Origin of the sequence: Klebsiella sp. WP8-S18-ESBL-06 (genome assembly GCF_014169755.1) — a bacterium.
In the GTDB taxonomy this organism is placed as follows: domain Bacteria; phylum Pseudomonadota; class Gammaproteobacteria; order Enterobacterales; family Enterobacteriaceae; genus Kluyvera; species Kluyvera ascorbata_B.
This window is the reverse complement of sequence record NZ_AP022256.1, coordinates 4,513,146-4,531,729: the sequence shown is the minus strand read 5'-3', so window position 1 is coordinate 4,531,729 and position 18,584 is coordinate 4,513,146. Positions and strand designations below refer to the sequence as shown.

The 18,584-nt window shown below is 56.4% G+C and carries 9 protein-coding genes and 1 pseudogene; 2 read left to right on the top strand and 8 right to left on the bottom strand.

Annotated features, from left to right (window positions below):
- Window positions 1-390 precede the first annotated feature (390 nt).
- A complete protein-coding gene (gene proP / locus H7R76_RS21705) occupies window positions 391-1,893 on the top strand; it encodes a glycine betaine/L-proline transporter ProP (RefSeq protein WP_182966452.1) in 1,503 nt (500 codons plus the stop codon).
- A 205-nt stretch (window positions 1,894-2,098) separates the two neighbouring features.
- Here proP and H7R76_RS21700 read toward each other — a convergent pair whose 3' ends face one another.
- Both H7R76_RS21700 and H7R76_RS21695 read right to left on the bottom strand, forming a co-directional pair.
- Window positions 2,099-3,463, bottom strand: a complete 1,365-nt coding sequence (locus tag H7R76_RS21700) for an HlyD family type I secretion periplasmic adaptor subunit (RefSeq protein WP_106928458.1) — start codon at window positions 3,461-3,463, stop codon at window positions 2,099-2,101.
- Window positions 3,450-4,049, bottom strand: a pseudogene (locus H7R76_RS21695) (ATP-binding cassette domain-containing protein); the annotation flags it as partial. The gene H7R76_RS21700 and the pseudogene H7R76_RS21695, both read right to left, overlap by 14 nt.
- Between H7R76_RS21695 and H7R76_RS21690 the strand changes: the two are divergent.
- Window positions 4,030-5,258 (top strand): IS3-like element ISEc27 family transposase gene (locus H7R76_RS21690; RefSeq protein ID WP_148116659.1). Its coding sequence is split into 2 segments (ribosomal slippage): window positions 4,030-4,345 and window positions 4,345-5,258, totalling 1,230 coding nucleotides; the frame shifts between segments, so codons are not numbered across the junction. The pseudogene H7R76_RS21695 and the gene H7R76_RS21690 sit on opposite strands and share 20 nt — an antisense overlap.
- Here H7R76_RS21690 and H7R76_RS21685 read toward each other — a convergent pair.
- From H7R76_RS21685 to lapD, 6 genes are all read right to left on the bottom strand, one after another.
- Window positions 5,150-6,997, bottom strand: coding sequence for an ABC transporter transmembrane domain-containing protein (locus H7R76_RS21685; protein ID WP_227673931.1), 1,848 nt, complete (start codon window positions 6,995-6,997; stop codon window positions 5,150-5,152). The two genes, H7R76_RS21690 and H7R76_RS21685, sit on opposite strands and share 109 nt — an antisense overlap.
- Window positions 6,998-7,093: 96 nt before the next feature.
- Window positions 7,094-8,446: a TolC family outer membrane protein gene (locus H7R76_RS21680; RefSeq protein WP_106928454.1), complete on the bottom strand. Its 1,353-nt coding sequence runs from the start codon at window positions 8,444-8,446 to the stop codon at window positions 7,094-7,096.
- Between the two features lie 126 nt (window positions 8,447-8,572).
- Window positions 8,573-11,440 (bottom strand): retention module-containing protein, encoded by a 2,868-nt coding sequence (locus H7R76_RS21675; RefSeq protein WP_182966450.1) that lies wholly within the window; start codon window positions 11,438-11,440, stop codon window positions 8,573-8,575.
- Between the two features lie 580 nt (window positions 11,441-12,020).
- Complete coding sequence (locus H7R76_RS21670) at window positions 12,021-15,944, bottom strand: retention module-containing protein (protein WP_182966448.1); 3,924 nt, start codon at window positions 15,942-15,944, stop codon at window positions 12,021-12,023.
- A 338-nt stretch (window positions 15,945-16,282) separates the two neighbouring features.
- Window positions 16,283-16,624 (bottom strand): tryptophan synthase subunit beta, encoded by a 342-nt coding sequence (locus H7R76_RS21665; RefSeq protein WP_106927363.1) that lies wholly within the window; start codon window positions 16,622-16,624, stop codon window positions 16,283-16,285.
- Between the two features lie 20 nt (window positions 16,625-16,644).
- A complete protein-coding gene (gene lapD, locus H7R76_RS21660) occupies window positions 16,645-18,582 on the bottom strand; it encodes a cyclic di-GMP receptor LapD (protein WP_106927365.1) in 1,938 nt (645 codons plus the stop codon).
- Window positions 18,583-18,584 lie beyond the last annotated feature (2 nt).

Sequence of the window (18,584 nt, the reverse complement as noted above, 5' to 3'; positions counted from 1 at the left end):
GTGAAATACTTGGAAGGAAAATGAGTGGAAAAACCGTCAAAAGACGAGGTCTGATACAGCGGAAGGCTGCTCAAATGTCAGTGAAATATTACCCCTATCGATGTGAGTGCTATTCTTTTGTTAAGTTGATCACATTATTAATCGCTGTTAGGGTAAATAGGATTACCCCTCAGCCGGTCATTTTAGAGGGGCCGATTTTTAACTGACTCGCCATCAGGCTCAACAGGTTTGATTGTCCGCAACGGCCAGACTCACGCAGACATGCAAACCTGCTACGCTTGGATAAGTGGAACCAGAATCTCCACGGTTCCCTTTACGCACCTTCGCAAACAATCGCATTGTTTGTCGCCACTGGGTGTGCGTTCAAGGCGAAATTGAACGAGGAAAACCATGCTTAGAAGGAAAAAAGTAAAACCGATCACGTTACGTGACGTCACCATCATCGATGATGCTAAACTACGCAAAGCGATCACCGCCGCCTCGCTGGGCAATGCGATGGAGTGGTTTGATTTCGGTGTTTATGGGTTTGTGGCCTACGCGCTGGGTAAAGTCTTCTTCCCGGACGCCGATCCTAGCGTACAGATGATTGCTGCGCTGGGGACGTTCTCGGTGCCGTTCCTGATTCGTCCGCTGGGCGGTCTATTCTTCGGGATGCTCGGGGATAAATACGGGCGACAGAAGATTCTGTCAATCACCATCATTATTATGTCCCTCAGTACATTCTGTATCGGCCTTATTCCGTCGTATGAGACGATAGGTATTTGGGCGCCGGTGCTGCTGCTGTTGTGTAAAATGGCACAGGGCTTCTCCGTGGGCGGTGAATATACCGGGGCGTCGATCTTCGTGGCCGAATATTCCCCAGACCGTAAGCGTGGCTTTATGGGCAGCTGGCTGGACTTTGGCTCGATTGCCGGTTTTGTGCTGGGTGCTGGGCTGGTGGTTCTGCTCTCCACGGCCGTCGGCGAAGCGAACTTCCTTGAATGGGGCTGGCGTATTCCGTTCTTCGTCGCGCTGCCGCTGGGTATCATTGGCCTCTATCTGCGCCATGCGCTGGAAGAGACGCCAGCGTTTCAGCAGCACGTGGACAAGCTGGAACAGGGCGATCGTCAGGGTCTGCAGGATGGGCCGAAAGTGTCGTTTAAAGAGATTGCCACCAAACACTGGCGCAGCCTGCTGGCCTGTATCGGCCTGGTTATCTCAACCAACGTCACCTACTACATGCTGCTGACCTATATGCCGAGCTACCTGTCGCATAACCTGCACTACTCGGAAGACCACGGGGTGCTGATTATCATCGCTATTATGATCGGTATGCTGTTCGTGCAGCCGGTAATGGGGCTGCTGAGCGACCGTTTTGGCCGTCGTCCGTTCGTCGTGGTGGGCAGTATCGCGCTGTTGGTGTTCGCTATTCCGGCCTTTACGCTGATTAACAGCAACTCCATCGGCCTGATTTTCACCGGTCTGCTGGTGCTGGCAGTGATCCTTAACTGCTTTACCGGGGTGATGGCGTCCTCGCTGCCGGCGATGTTCCCGACCCACATCCGCTACAGCGCGCTGGCCAGCGCCTTTAATATCTCCGTGCTGGTTGCCGGTCTGACGCCAACGCTGGCGGCATGGCTGGTGGAGTCGTCGCAGAACCTGATGATGCCGGCGTATTATCTGATGGTCGTCGCGGTGATCGGTTTGATTACCGGCGTGATGATGAAAGAAACCGCCAACCGTCCGCTGAAGGGCGCGACGCCTGCGGCTTCGGACATTCAGGAAGCGCGTGAGATTCTTCAGGAACATCACGACCACATTGAGCATAAAATTGAAGACATTGATGCTGAGATTGCCGCGCTGCAGGAGAAACGCTCGCAGCTGGTAATGCAGCATCCGAAGATTAACGAGTAGGCAGACTAAGGCATTACGCCCTCAGGTACGGCGCCTGATGGCGTAATGCAAATTTGTAGGCCGGATAAGCAAAGCGCCATCCGGCACACTGCGCACGGTAGGCCGGATGGCGGCGTAAACGCCTTATCCGGCCTACCGTGCCTGCTCCTGACTTCAACGCCTTAACTGACCCGCATCAGACTTATGGTGCCGGGTTTTTTTATGCTTAGCGTTCGCGAAACGCTTCGGCCCGTGCGCGTAGAATCGGTTTGAGCAGATAGGCGAGAATGGTTTTCTTACCGGTAATGATATCCACCGACGCCACCATCCCCGGAATAATGATCAGCGGCTTTTCGTCGCTGCCGAGGTGGTTTTTGTCCGTGCGCAGACGAATGACATAGAAGCTCTTACCGTCTTTATCGGTCACCGTATCGGGGCTGATTTGTTCCAGCCTGGCCTTCAGGCCGCCGTAGATGGTGTAGTCGTAGGCGGTGAATTTTACGATGGCTTCCTGACCCGGGCGCAGAAACGCGATGTCCTGCGGGCGGATTTTCGCCTCAACCAGCAGCGTATCGTCCAGCGGGACAATTTCCACCAGATCGTTACCCGGCTGAATTACGCCGCCAATGGTGTTAACCATTAGCTGCTGCACGATGCCGCGCACCGGTGAGGTGACGAGCGTACGGTTGACCCGGTCTTCAATCGCTTTGCCGGAGGCTTCGATTTTACTGAGATCGGTACGCGCCTCGTTGAGCTGCGACAGCGCTTCGCTGCGATAGCGGCCGCGCGTCTCGCCGATTTTGCTCTCAATCTCTTTAATCGCTGCCTCGGCCCTCGGGACCGCCAGCGTGACGGACTCAAGCTGGCCGCGTGTTTCCACCTCGGACCGGCGCAGACGCAGCACTTCAACTTTAGAAATCGCGCCCTTGGCGACCAGCGGTTCCGACATGCTGATTTCCTGCTGCAGCAGGCCCAGACTGCGGCGGTACTGCGAGCCTTTGGCCTGGTAGTCCAGCAGTTCCTGTTTCTTCTGCACCAATTGCTCGTTCAGCCCGGACAGCTCGCTCTGAATGCGCTTGTTGACGCTGGCGAACAACTCCATTTCCCCGTTAGCTATATCCGGCGATTTTTCGAGAATATCCGGCGATAGGGTCAGGGTTTCTTTATTATCCAGCTGCGCGGTCAGGCGCTGAATACGCGCCTCCAGCGCCAGGCGGTCGGCCTCCGATTCGCCCGCGTTGGAGCGAAAACGGGTGTCATCCAGGCGCAGCAGCGGCGCGCCGGCCTGTACCACTTCCCCTTCATGAACGAACACCTCGGCGACAATCCCGCCCTCCAGGTTCTGGATTTTTTGCAGACGAGAAGAGGGAATTGCCTTGCCGTCGCCGCGCGTCACTTCATCAATGTCGGCCAGCGACGCCCAGGTAATCATGACGATAAAGAAGCCGAGAATTGCCCACAGGGTGATACGCACCACGCGCGGGGAATCGTCGAGCAGTGCTTTATTCACCTCGTTGGCGGTGAGCGTTGCGGTATTTTTGTCGCCAAAAAGCCACTTCATCAGGCGGTTAAGTCGGTTAGCGTTGCGCATGAATTTGTCCTTTCTTCAGTGCGTTCATCACGCTTTCTTTCGGACCATCGGCGATAATTTTGCCGTTATCGAGGATGATCAGACGGTCAACCAGCGTCAGCAGCGAGGCGCGGTGGGTAACCAGCAGCAGCGTTTTATTGCGGACCACCGGCGTCAGCGCCTTCTTGATCAGGTCTTCACTGGTGTTATCCATCGAACTGGTCGGCTCATCCATCAGCAGCACCGGCGGGTCGAGCAGCAGCGCGCGCGCCAGGGTCACGGCCTGGCGTTGGCCGCCTGAGAGGTTCATCCCGCGCTCGCCGACCTGCATGTTGTAGCCTGAAGGATGGCGGCGGGCGAATTCGTGCACACCCGCCAGCGTGGCCGCGCGCAGCATGGTTTCTTCGTCCACGTAGCTGGCGCCGCTGAGCAAGTTGTCGCGCAGCGTGCCGCTGAACAGATGAATGTCCTGCGGCGCATAGCCCACGTTGTGGCGTAGACTGGCCCCCTGAATCTCCAGACAGTTGGTATCACTTAAGTTAGTGATAGTCTTAATACTAGTTTTTAGACTAGTCGTTGGAGTCCGAATGATTGATGTTTTAGGTCCAGAGAAGCGCAGACGGCGAAGTGTTCAGGAAAAAATCGCCATTGTTCAGCAGAGTTTTGAGCCCGGAATGACCGTGTCGCTGGTCGCCCGTCAGCATGGCGTTGCTGCCAGTCAGCTGTTCCTGTGGCGTAAGCAGTATCAGGAAGGCAGCCTTACAGCCGTTGCCGCAGGAGAACAGGTTGTGCCCGCGTCGGAGCTGGCATCTGCGATGAAGCAAATTAAAGAGCTGCAACGCCTGTTGGGCAAGAAAACCATGGAAAACGAGCTGCTAAAAGAAGCCGTTGAATATGGCCGACAAAAAAAGTGGATAGCGCACGTGCCCTTGTTGCCGGAGGATGGCGAATAAGCCTTGTCAGTCGTTGCCTCCGGGTCTCACGTGCGCAACTGCATGCCATGGCCCGTCGGTCAAAGGACTGGCAGGATCGTCGGTGCAAGCGCAAGCCTGATGATACTGACGCGCTGGCCCGTATCCATACCGTTATCGGCGATCTGCCCACCTATGGTTATCGTCGGGTATGGGCACTGCTGCGCAGACAATCAGAAACTGACGACATGGCGGTGATCAATGCCAAACGCGTATACCGCATCATGCGTCAGAATGCGCTGCTGCTTGAGCGTAAACCGGAAATACCGCCATCGAAGCGGGCGCATACAGGGAAAGTGGCCGTTGGAGAAAGTAACCAGCGGTGGTGCTCTGACGGCTTCGAGTTCAGCTGTGATAACGGTGAAAAACTGCGGGTCACGTTCGCTCTGGACTGTTGCGATCGCGAGGCACTTTACTGGGCGGCCAGTAACGGTGGATATGACAGTGAAACCGTGCAGGACGTCATGCTGGGTGCCGTGGAGCGTCGTTTCGGTAACAGCCTGCCGACATCCCCAGTTGAGTGGCTGACAGACAACGGTTCAGCCTACCGTTCTTATCAGACGCGTCAGTTCGCCAGAATGGTAGGACTGGAGCCTAAACATACGGCGGTACGTAGCCCGGAAAGCAACGGGATGGCAGAGAGCTTCGTGAAAACGATGAAGCGCGATTACATCAGCATCATGCCGAAACCCGACGGGTTAACAGCGGTAAAGAACCTTGCGGAGGCCTTCGAACATTACAACGAATGGCATCCGCATAGTGCACTGGGGTATCGTTCGCCACGGGAATATCTGCGGCGGCGAACCAGTAATGGGTTAAGTGATAAAAAGTGTATGGAAATATAGGGGCCAATCCAGTCCTGCGGCGCATAGCCCACGTTGTGGCGCACATCGTTAACGTCGAGCTGACGGGCGTCGATACCGTCGATCAGGATGGTGCCGCCGTCCGGCTGGTAGAAACCTACCAGCAGCTTCGCCAGCGAACTTTTTCCGGAACCGCTGCGGCCGATGATCCCGACCTTTTCCCCGGGCTCGATTTTTAACGAAATACCGTTCAGCGACAGGTACTGGTTTTGCGGGTAGCGGAAGCTGACGTCGCGGAATTCGATGGCGCCGGAGAGCGTTTCGCGCTTCAGCGGCACTTCGTCTTCCTGCACTTCCTGCTCAAGATCCATCATCTTATCGATGGTGGCTTTGGTCATTTTGGCGCGCTGGTAGCGGGTAATCAGGCCGCAGAGGTGGCCGATCGGCATCATCGCGCGGCGGTTGAGCAGGTAGCAGGCAATCAGGCCGCCCATGCTGAGGTTACCGGCGATAATGCTGTACACCCCGGCGACAATCAGCGTAACGCCGCTGATTTGCTGGATCCAGGCGGTAAAGTTGACCGCCACGTAGGACAGTGATTTTACCCGCAGCTCAAGCTTACTGAGCTGGCCGATGATCTGTTCCCACTGATACTGGCGCTCGCTTTGCGCGTTGTTGACCTTGATGGCATCCAGCCCGGTAATGGTTTCAACCAGCATGGCCTGGCGTTCGGTAGAGAGGCGGTAGGTTTTCTGCACCTGCGTCAGCAGCGGGCGCTGAATCATCCAGTTAACCAGTAGTGCAATCGGGTAGCAGAGCAGCGGTACCAGGGAGAGCGGGCCGCCAATAATGCCGATCACCAGAAAAATCAGTAAGGTAAACGGGAAGTCGATCAGCGCCGTCAGGGTCAGCGAGGAGAGAAAATCACGAACCGACTGATACTCCTGGAAGTGCTGCGTAAAGCCACCGACCCGCTGGGGGCGTTCTTTCATTTTCATCCCAAGCAGGCGTTCAAACAGCGCCGCTGAGACGATAAGATCGGTCTTTTTCCCGGCCAGATCGAGGCAGATGCCGCGTAATATCTTCAGGATAAGGTCAAAGATGAACGCAATTGAGATACCGATCGCCAGCACCCAGAGGGTGGCGGTGGCCTGATTGGGCACCACGCGGTCGTAGACGTTCATCACGAAAAGCGGTGTAGCTATCGCGATCACGTTGATGATAAAACTGGCAACGATAGAATCAAGATAGAGGAATTTCGACAGTTTTAACGTGTCTTTAAACCACGAACGCGTGCGAGGGATGGTTGCCGTTGGCTGGCGGTCGAACTCATGCCCCGGCTGAATAAAAATGGTTTTGCCGCTGTAGTTTTCCGCCAGCGCTTCACGCGCCAGCAGGATTTCACCGCCTTCCGTTTCGGTGGACAGCAGCCGCGCCCGGTTTTGTTCATCCCAGCCGATCAGCACCGCCGCCTGCTCATTTTTCAGCAGCACGATGGCCGGTAGCGAGAGGGCGGTGATGTTCTCCAGCGGCCGCTGTAGCACGCGCGCTTTTAGCCCCGCTCGCTGCGCGGCACGCGGAAATGCGCTTAAGGTGAGCCGGTGCGCTTCCAGAGGTAACCCGCTGGTTAGCACGTTGCGGCTAGTGATGACGTTATGCAGTTTGCAGACAATCATCAGCGAATCGAGCAGGGGATCGTCATGGTTTTGGCGCGGGTCGAGTCTGATGGTGTCATCAGTGGAAGGAGTTGCTTGCTCAAGTGGATCAGTATAAGACGCCATAGTCAGACCTTATATACCAGCGAAAAATCGCTAAGGCTAAAGAATATAAGGGGCTATCTCATCTTGTGATGAGATAGCCCGTAGGCCCAAAATCTGTTACTTCAGGTCAGGTAAGTTGCTGTGTGCGGTTTGCTGTACCTCGACCGGCTGCGCGGCAGACGGTGCCTGAATATTCAGCTGTTTTAACAGATCGCCGATGCGTGCGTTGATGCGGTAGGTGGTGAACATCTCCGTAAACTGCATCTCGACATAGCGGCGCTGGGCGTTAAATACTTCGTTTTCGCTGTCCAGCATATCCAGCAGGCTACGCTCGCCGATGCTGAACTGTTCCTGGTAGGCGGTGCGCACCACGGCGCTGCGATCGGCATAATCTTTGGCGATCGGTACCTGCTGTTTGGCGTTCTGCCAGGCGTTCCACGACAAACGCAGCTCTTCATCCAACTGGCGGAGGGCGTTACGCTTCACGTCCTGCGCTTCCTGCATTTTATACGCGTAAGATGACAGCTGAGCTTTATCGCTGCCGCCGTTAAACAGGTTGTAATTCATACGCACCATCGCCTGCCACTCCTGATCGTGGCCGCGGGTACCGTCAGTGTTGTTATCCATGCGGCGCCCCACGTCGATATCTACGCTCGGGTAGAAGCGGGATTTGGCCGCTTCGTACTGCTGGCGAGTGGCCTCAACGTCTGAGTCCGCCTGCTTCAGCAGCGGGCTGTTTTCCAGCATCTGCTTACGCGCTTCGGCCTGCGATCCCGGCAGTTTGGTTGCCATCGGCATCGACAGCCCGCTGGCTTCTTTGCCGACGACGCTGTAGTAGTTAGCCTGCGCATCTTGCAGGTTAGTTTGCTCTGTCAGCAGGTTGTTTTTCGCCTGCGCCAGACGCGCCTGCGCCTGTTCATAGTCGGCGGTACGGCCTACGCCTTGCTCGGTGCGTAAACGAATCTGATCGAAAATACGCTCGTGGCTTTTCAGGTTATCCTGCGCCAACTGCACCATCTTCTGGCGCATCAGTACGTCAAGATAGCTTTGGATAGCATCCAGCGCAGTCACTTCGCTGGTGTTCATGACCGAGAACGCGCGCGAGTTGACGGTAGCCCTCTGGCGAGCCACTTCGCTTGAGGTGGCAAAACCGTTGAACACGTTCTGGCGCAGATTGATGCTCGACTCGCTGCGGTGCAGGTTACGACGGTGGTCGTCAGCCGCACGCGTTGACGCATTGTCGGTCTGTTCCCAGCCGGTACCGGCAGACATGTCCAACGTCGGCAGGTAGCCGCCCTTTGCCGCCCGTAGATCCTGATCGGCCGAATAGCGGCTGTTAACCGACGCACTCACCTGCGGATGCCACAGCAGGCTGTCTTTGACCGCTTGTTCAAGCGTTGCCGCGCTCACGCCGTTAGCAAACAATAATGGCAGAGAGATGCCCGCTAATACCCGAATATGTTTATTCATAATGTCGTCCTTTTCTTTCCTTCATTTCCCTGACTCGTGGTCATCCGCCAGAGGCAATGTCATTAGACAAAACGTAAAATCGATGAAGATGCCATGAGTGCAACGATCGCCTCATGGCGTGATATTTCAGGGCTCGATCTCTGATTTAGCGATGAGATCGTCTAACTGAGCGCTTTCATTGGGAGCCCAGTTTTGTCCGCCTTCCGCGCCGCCGCCCTCTGCCGGAACCGGTATAACGCTATTCTGTACGTCGTTTATTTCTGGATTCTCCGTGGTTTGAATGAGGCTGGAGAGATCCTTATTTTGATCGTCGCTAATGATATCACTGAATGACAAAGGTTCATCCTGACTAATAATGGTGGCTTTAGATTCTACTTCAGCGTCATCGTTATTCAGGCTACTTTCCTCATTGGCTATTTCCGTTTCATGATGTGTCCCGCTATCGATATCTTCCAACAGCGTATCAAGGGGGTTTTCCCCTGAATGACTATTTTCGCCAACAATGACGGCGTGTTGTTCATAGTCGACGCTGTCGAGGGCAAGCGTGCCGCCTTCGACTAAGGGGTTATCAATATTTTCTGCCGCAGTATCCTCTGCGGTATCCCGCGCCGTATTATCCGTGGCATTGGCCGTGATGTTTTGCCCATGGAGATCGTTATCGTCGATATCAGGATGCGTGTCGACCATCGCCATCATGGCGCTTTCATCCCCGAGCCCGTCTGACAGTTCGGTGAGCGCCGATTCCGGGCCGTCGGCGTTATCCGCGAAGGTATATTCCACGCTTTCGCTGAATGACGCTTCGCTGTTGATATCGTCAAAGGTATGTTCGCCCGCGGTGGTGCCCACTTCCATCACGATATCGCCAATGATGTGCTCTCCATCCGGCAGGGTAATGGTCATTTTTCCCGTATAATGCGTGGTTTCCGCGTCAAAGATCAGGGTATAAACGCCATCTTTGTAGCTATAGTCCGCCAGACCGGTCCCTTTAAAATCGGCCCCTTCAGGAATTCCCGTCAGGGTGATTTGCGTGAGGGTATGATCGCCGCTGGTGCTTTCCAGTTGGATATCGAAATTGAGCGTGAGGTTCCAGGTCGCCGTCGTGTCGCCTGGGTGTTCGGACAGACCGTCGCCGTAAATAACCCCTTCAATAAAGTTACAGGTCCCGAGGATCGGCTTCCCTTCGGCGTTCAGTACATTGATAGCCGTGAGTTCGTTAATGCGACCGGTATTGGGGTCGGTCGCGCTCATCTTGTAGTCGTCGCCTGCGCCCTGCAGGAAAATATAATCTTTATATCCCGAGTCGGCGTTTATCTTGTTGCCCTGAACTTTGTTAACGGTTTCGATATTGCCATTTTTTTCGTAACCGCTGCCCTCATGAATCACGAACACATCACTGTATTTATCACCACCTTTGGCGCTGGTGTTATTCCCGTCGTAGTACATGATTTGTTTGGCGGGGTCCGCGCACTCAGGAATATCATCACCTGGGGTTATCCACACGCGGACGTTGTCGCCAATAGCAACGATTTTCCCATCAACCACATCGAATCCCAGGCCGCTCGGGTCAGAAGCACCGCCGTTGACCTGAAAAACCTTATCTTCTGCCGGTTCACCCGGGTTTTCTGATTTTCCACCTGGCGTGACGGAGACTGAGATCTTAATCTGATCGGCGTCGGCGTCGGCGTCGGCGTCGGCGTCGGCGTCGGCGTCTGCATCGGCGTCCGCATCAGCGTCGGCGTCTGCATCAGCGTCTGCATCGGCATCAGCGTCTGCATCGGCATCCGCGTCTGCATCAGCGTCTGCATCGGCGTCTGCATCGGCATCAGCGTCTGCATCGGCGTCCGCATCGGCATCAGCATCCGCATCGGCGTCGGCATCCGCGTCGGCATCAGCGTCCGCATCCGCATCGGCGTCTGCATCGGCGTCTGCATCCGCATCGGCATCAGCGTCTGCATCAGCGTCTGCATCAGCGTCTGCATCGGCATCAGCATCGGCATCAGCATCTGCATCGGCATCGGCATCAGCGTCTGCATCAGCGTCTGCATCGGCATCGGCATCAGCGTCGGCATCTGCATCAGCGTCCGCATCGGCATCGGCGTCTGCATCGGCGTCTGCATCCGCATCGGCGTCTGCATCCGCATCGGCGTCCGCATCGGCATCAGCGTCTGCATCGGCATCGGCATCCGCGTCTGCATCGGCGTCTGCATCGGCATCAGCGTCTGCATCGGCATCAGCGTCGGCATCTGCATCAGCGTCCGCATCGGCATCAGCGTCGGCATCGGCATCGGCATCAGCATCCGCATCGGCATCAGCATCCGCGTCGGCATCCGCATCGGCGTCTGCATCGGCATCGGCATCGGCATCGGCATCGGCGTCTGCATCCGCATCGGCGTCCGCATCGGCATCAGCATCTGCGTCCGCATCGGCGTCCGCATCAGCGTCTGCATCAGCATCAGCGTCCGCGTCTGCATCTGCATCTGCATCACTCTCGGTATCTATGTTCTCATCTGGATTAAGCAGAGTGAGTTCTTCCACAATATTGGTGTCTGGGAAGGTTAGCCCTTCCGTTGGGTAGCCTGCGCTGGGATCGATTCTTTCACCTGTAAGATCGAGAATGACGTGCGTATGTGCGCCGCCGACGCCGGGCTCACCGCCGCTCTCGACGACGGTTTGTGGGCCCGCCGCGGTTGCTTCCAGCGTTTCGGTCGGGTCCTGACCGTCGGCAATAGCCTGCTGTATAGCAGCAATATCGGTTGGGGGGGCTTGAGGTGTGGCGGCAGGGGCGATAAGCGTGCTGTCCCAGAGCGTATCGCGTCCCAGGTCCAGGTTCTTGCCGTTTGCCAGGCCAATGGTGACTGCGCCATCAGGGCCTGTTTCAATTTGTTCACCGGCAACGATTTTGTCTCCTTCCACCAGTAAACGACGACTTCCGTCTGGTGAAATAGCGAAGGCCTGCCCAATAATCGCTTTTATTATTCCGGTTATATCCGCCATAACGAACTCCTTTTATTTGGCTTGAACACTTCCGTTTGCTCATGGCGCATAGAATTTTTGCACGACATAGCTCTATGACCGCACCGTCAACACCAGACAAAGTCACTAATACATTTGTGTGGGCGTTGATAGTATTCCAGAGCCTATACACATAAGGCCAGGTAAATAAAATTCTGGTTAGGGTTATAACGTAATGTGCTGGAAAAAAGCTTTCTTTGATTTTAATGTCGTTTTAGTAAGAATTTTCTGTAAAGAAATTTAATTATGGTGGTTTGTATATCGTGATAAAGCAGTTGTGATATTTTTTTCGTTATATGTGATTGAAATTAATAGTCTATTATTTATTTCAATGGTGGTTTTTTATAAGTGTTTGATATTTTAGTGTGACATTTCCTGCATCCGTAAAATGTATTAGCGATCGCCGTCAGGGGGATTAATGGTCATATCTTTCTGACGTTATTCTCTTTTACCCATAGTCAGGTCAGCTCTCGGCATCCGCGGGATAGCGGATATAATAAGTGGCGTTATGTGTTAGTGCCCATCTGTAAAAAAAGGGCCAGCAAGTGCTGGCCCTTTCGTATTATGCGTCTGTATCCGGCGGTGCGATAAGATGATCCAGTTCGGCAATATCATGCGCGTTCCAGGTCTCTCCACTACCGCCACCCGAGCTTTCAGCCGGTACGTCCTGAACGTGTCCTGCCGCTGGCTCACTGCCCGATGGCCCCGTCACCTGAATGAGCGCGCTAAGATCTTTGGCGTCATCATCATGAATAATGTCGCTGAGATCGATTACGTTCTCGTGATTCGGCTCGTCTGTCTCGGACTGTGCGGATGTCGCCGCCTGTGTCTCCTCTGCCTGCGCGGTATCGGTAGCGTTCAACTGGCTATCGATATCGCCGAGCAGCATGTTGAGCGATGTTTCCGGGCTTTCGTCAGCGCTTTGCTCAAGCGGTGCGTTCTGCTCTACGCTGCTCAAATCAAGGTCATCATGATCTACCAGCAGGATGGCGCCGTCCTGATCCGCCGATGTGTGTTCATCTGCGGTCTCGGCCAGGCTGGCGTCAGCGGTGCGATCGGCTGAGCTATCATCCTCACTATGGTCTATCGCCGTTCCTTTATCGGCTTCTGTACTCTCGTCTAGCGTGTGAGCCGTACTGTCGCTGTCATCAGCGTTATTCGCTAACGCCTCTTGCTGCACGTCATCGTGAGTTTCCTGGGTATCCACGCGATCGTCGAGCGAGTGATGCCCGTCGTCCTCGATGCTCATCAGGCTTACCGTTTCGCTGTCGGCGTGGTTTTCTTCGCCGCCGGTAAGATGGATATCATGATGATCGCCGTTGGCGCTAAGATCGCCAGACGTGTGCGTTGAGCCTTCACCGTTATCGATATTCGTGATGACATCCACTTTAATCGACGTCAGATCGCTTATCTGCGTTTGCGAGGTAAAGGTCAAATCAGCTTTGAGGTCGCTCCCATCGGCTACATCAATAATAATCTGGCCCGTGTTGTCGACGGTATAGCTTTTGCCGTCATAGCTTAACGTGGCGCCCGGCGGCAGGCCGGTCAGTTTAATGGATGTGATGTGATCGCCTTCCGCCGCACCATCAAGGCTGGCATCAAGACTCAGCTTGTACTCCCAGGAGGTGTGGCTATCCGGGTGTGAAGGATCCAGGCCTTCTTTACCATCACCCGAGATCACTTCGCTCACCCGGTTGTTGCCGCCATAGGTTTTGCCGTTGATGGTGACGTTGACGCTTTCGTAATAGTTAATGCTGTTATTGACGTTCGCAGAACCGGCACTTGAGCTCCAGTTCGACGTCCCCGCAACGAAGATATAGTCGTGCGCGTCGCTGGACGTGGGTTCCCGGTTCCCATTGACGGCATTCATGGGCTGCTTATGGCCGTCACTCTGCGTGTAGGTACTTTGATCGTGCAGCACAAAGATATCGGTTTTGCCCGGCGTGCCCTGCGCGTTGCCCTGGTCGTAGACGTGGATATTTTCCGCCGGGATATTACTGGAAACGTATTTCCCTATATCGCCCGCAGAGACCCAAAGCACGACGTTTGAGCCAACGGCGGTGATAACCCCGTTGCTATCGACATCGAAACCGTTCGGATTACCGCTGCCGCCGTTCACCTGCGTGGTTTTAGTCGATTCGGAGGCGGTGAAGTCGACTTTAAGAGTGATGTCGGAATCGGCGTCCGCATCGGCATCGGCATCGGCGTCCGCATCAGCGTCCGCATCCGCGTCTGCGTCGGCGTCAGCATCTGCATCTGCATCCGCGTCGGCATCCGCGTCCGCGTCGGTGTCCGCATCAGCGTCTGCGTCGGCATCCGCATCGGCATCCGCGTCCGCATCCGCGTCGGCGTCCGCATCTGCATCAGCGTCCGCATCCGCGTCTGCGTCGGCATCCGCGTCCGCATCTGCATCAGCGTCCGCATCGGCATCCGCATCGGCATCTGCGTCTGCATCAGCGTCTGCATCAGCATCAGCGTCTGCGTCCGCATCGGCATCTGCATCTGCGTCGGCATCCGCGTCTGCGTCGGCATCGGCGTCCGCATCAGCGTCTGCGTCGGCGTCAGCATCTGCATCCGCATCCGCATCCGCATCCGCGTCGGCGTCCGCATCAGCGTCTGCGTCTGCGTCGGCATCCGCATCGGCATCGGCATCCGCGTCGGCGTCCGCATCTGCATCAGCGTCCGCGTCTGCGTCGGTATCCGCGTCTGCATCAGCGTCCGCATCGGCATTAGCGTCGGCGTCTGCATCCGCATCGGCGTCTGCGTCGGCATCCGCATCGGCATCCGCGTCGGCATCCGCGTCGGCATCGGCGTCAGCATCAGCGTCTGCATCTGCATCAGCGTCTGCATCTGCATCCGCGTCGGCATCCGCATCCGCGTCGGCATCCGCATCCGCATCAGCGTCCGCATCTGCATCAGCGTCGGCATCCGCGTCTGCATCCGCGTCGGCATCCGCGTCGGCATCCGCATCGGCATCCGCGTCGGCGTCCGCATCTGCATCAGCGTCCGCATCCGCGTCTGCGTCGGCATCCGCGTCTGCATCCGCATCGGCGTCAGCATCGGCATCGGCGTCCGCATCGGCATCAGCGTCTGCATCAGCGTCGGCATCAGCGTCGGCATCCGCGTCTGCATCAGCGTCCGCATCCGCATCGGCATCGGCATCGGCGTCCGCATCGGCATCCGCGTCGGCATCGGCGTCTGCATCGGCATCGGCATCCGCATCGGCGTCCGCATCCGCGTCTGCGTCGGCATCAGCGTCCGCATCGGCATCCGCATCCGCGTCCGCGTCGGCATCCGCATCCGCGTCGGCATCCGCATCAGCGTCCGCATCGGCATCAGCGTCGGCATCCGCGTCGGCGTCCGCATCCGCGTCTGCGTCTGCGTCGGCATCCGCGTCTGCATCCGCATCGGCGTCAGCATCGGCATCGGCGTCCGCATCGGCATCAGCGTCGGCATCCGCGTCTGCATCAGCGTCCGCATCGGCATCGGCATCCGCATCGGCATCGGCATCGGCGTCCGCATCGGCATCCGCGTCGGCATCGGCGTCTGCATCGGCGTCTGCATCGGCGTCCGCATCCGCGTCTGCGTCGGCATCAGCGTCCGCGTCTGCATCAGCGTCGGCATCGGCATCAGCGTCGGCGTCTGCATCCGCATCGGCGTCTGCGTCGGCATCCGCATCGGCGTCCGCGTCGGCATCGGCATCGGCATCCGCGTCCGCATCGGCGTCCGCATCGGCATCAGCGTCGGCATCGGCGTCTGCATCTGCGTCGGCGTCTGCATCCGCGTCGGCATCCGCATCCGCGTCGGCATCGGCGTCCGCGTCGGCATCGGCGTCAGCATCGGCATCCGCGTCTGCATCCGCATCTGCGTCGGCATCAGCGTCTGCATCGGCGTCTGCGTCGGCATCAGCGTCCGCATCGGCATCGGCATCAGCATCCGCATCTGCGTCGGCGTCCGCATCCGCGTCAGCGTCGGTATCATCCCGCTCGGCTGCGTTTTCGCTCCGATCAAGAACCGTCAGTTCTTCTTCAATGGGGGTATTCGGGAAGTCGAGCCCCTCGGTGGGGTATCCGGCCGAGGGATCGACGCGCTCGCCGGTGAGGTCCAGAATGACATGCGTATGGGCGCCGCCGGCGCCGGGCTCGCCGCTGCCGGTAGTCGTTTGTGGACCTGCTGCCGTGGCCTCAAGCGTTTGTGTCGGGTCCTGGCCGTCGGCAATTGCCTGCTGGATCGCGGCAATGTCGGTCTGGTCCGTAGCCTGCGGGGTAGCGGCAAGGCTGTGGCTGCCGTCCCAGTGGCTATCGCGGCCGAGATCGAGGTGTTTTCCGTTTGGGAGGGTAAGCGTGACGGCACCGTTTGCGCCGGTTTCAATTTGCTCTCCGGTGAGAATTTTATCGCCTTCTACAAGCAGGCGACGGCTTCCATCTGGTGAAATAGCGAAAACCTGACCGATGATCGCTTTAATTGTCCCGGCTATACCGTTCATCTGGCTCTCCCATTTATCTTGTACCGGCTTTTCCATTGCCGCTGGAGTATGTATTAGATAGGGTCTTTATCTCTGATATTCAGAGTGACAATCAGCTGTATTGATTAATAATACTGATAATTCCTTTTCGGGAATATACCTGTATTTAGTGTGAGTTCACCAATTAACGATACCCTATAACAAATTGAGAATTTATTCTTTGATTTTAATGTCGTTTTAATGCGATGGAACGATAAAAAAACCACCTAATATAGGTGGGTTAATATTAATACTTAGAACGCTAATTATATTTAAGGCAAAGTATTAACATGCCTTAAATAATCAGTTTTCTTGAGCGTTTAAATCAATCTTTCATCGTCATCGCCGATCAGTCCTTCCAGCCCGCTCAGTGCCTGACGCGCCTGAGCACGGTTCAACAGCTTGCTTTGTGCTGCTGGCGGCAGGTCGGTGATGCTAATGATACCTTTGCTCATCAGTACTTCAATCAAGTCTTCCAGTACGCGGACCATATCCAGGTCGCTCTGCTGAAGGCGCTGGAGCGTGGCTGCACGGAGACCTTCAACCTTAAGCCACTCGTTAATTTCTGCCGTGGTCTCCGCGCTTTTTTCGGTCATCCCGCTAAACTCCACGGCTTCAACCCTGACGATCCGTCCTTCACCATCGCGTTCAATAAAATGCATGGCCGTTCTCCTGAAAATGATTATAGGGTGCTGGCATCGCTAAAATAGCGGCCCATAGCGCCGTAGAGGCCAATTTTTTCCAGCACTGCCAGTTCGCCTTCGGTTTCAACCCGCTCGGCGATAAGGGGTAAATTAATCTGCCGCGTTGCCCAGTAAATGGCCTCGATAAAGAGCTTTTTGTCTTCTTCTTTATTGATTTGATGGATATAGCCGCCGTCGACTTTAATCCAGGCAAGCCCCCACTGCGGCAGGTTGCCAATCAGGTGGAAGCGGCCGCCGAAGTGCTGGAGCCCCAGGCCACAGCCCAGTTCTTGCAGTTTTTTCACCAGCAGGTTGACGCGGTCTGGTTCCGGAAGTTCGTTCTCGTCCAGCTCAAGCGTCAGGCGCGACGCCAGATGGCGTGCGGCTTTGAGCGGTTGGAGCAGCGCGTTCAGGCTGTCATCGTCGGCAACGCTTTCACCGCTGATGCTAAGCGCAAAGGCATGGCTGGTGCTTTCCATGGCGCGCAGCGTCTGTTTGAGCATGACGACGTCCATGCGACGGCCGAGCGACAGGCGGCGAACCCAGGGAATAAAGCGGCCTGCTGGGATGATTTCGCCGTCGGCGGTTTTAATGCGAGCCAGTATTTTTCTATGTAAAACAATGTGTTTAGTATTGCATTCGTAAACCGGCTGCGAGTATAGCTCGAAGGCTTCTCTGTCCAGAATGTCCGTCAGACGCTGATGCCAGTGGTGGTGATCTTCGTCGGTCACCTGCTGTGCGTTGGCGTTAGCATCGACGAACGTGCGCATGTCGGCTTCTGCCGCCACCAGGATTTGATCCGCCTGACGCAGCAGATGTTGTGGGGTATCGCCATAGTGGAAAGCGACTTGGGCAAAGTGCGCCACCGGCGTGACGTCGCTCAGGCCGGTTTCGTTCAGTGATTTTAGCTGAGTGCTGAGGGCGCTGGCGAAGCTCTCCATTTCCGTCGGCAGCACCGGCGCGGTGATGATAGCAAACTCACCGCCGCGCACGCGGGCGACGAAGCCTTCTGCGTGGAAGAAGCGCTGCTGGAGGTTGTTAAGAATATCGGCCACCGCTTTAAGCAGGGTGTCGGTGTTGGCGCCGCCAAGACGCTGGTTGAGGCCCATCAGATCCTGGACGCGCAGCAGGATCAGGTTGCCGTCGGCGTGATCTTCATCGCTCAGGCGGGTCTGGAATTTAATGTCAAAGGCGCGGCGGTTGTTCAGGCCAGTGAGGCTGTCGTTATAGGCTTCCTGACGCAGAGACTCGGTCCGTTTAGCCTGTTCGCTGAACAGTGCTTTGAGCTGCGTGACCATCATGTTTGTGGCTTCTACAACCCGGCGCAGTTCCGGCGTTTTTGGCAGCGCGGGCAGGCTCAGGAACTCGCGACGGCTGATGGCGGTGGCCTGTTCAACGATGTAGTTCAGCGGGCGCAGGCGGTTGCGCAGCAGGAACGTGGCGCCCAGAATACACAGCACGCTACAGCCGGTCAGCCACAGGAAGCTGGCGACGAGGCTGCTCCACAGGCGTGAAAGGGCAAACATCGGGTGGCTAACCACCTCCACGCGCGCGGCCTGCGTCCAGCCGCGCATGACGATGGCTTCCCCCTGGCCGGGGTTCAGGTGCACCATCCGGACAAACCAGCCCGGCACGTTAGCGCTGGGCGGAATGTTCTGGCGTTCGATAATTGGGTGGCCGGTTTTGATATCGACGACCTGAATGCGGTAGAAGTAGCCACTGTCAAAAATCGAGTTCACCATCAGCTCCGTCATGACGGGATCGTCGATGTGCGCGGTCAGCGACAGGCCGAGCGCTGTGGCGGCGTCCTGGGCATGGGCGCTCAGCTGGTTATGGTACTGTTCGCGCGAGCTTTCCAGCGTGGCGAAAAAATTCCCGCAGAAGATCGTCAGCGTAAACAGGCAGATGCCAATCAGTAGCTGTTTATAAAGGGACATGA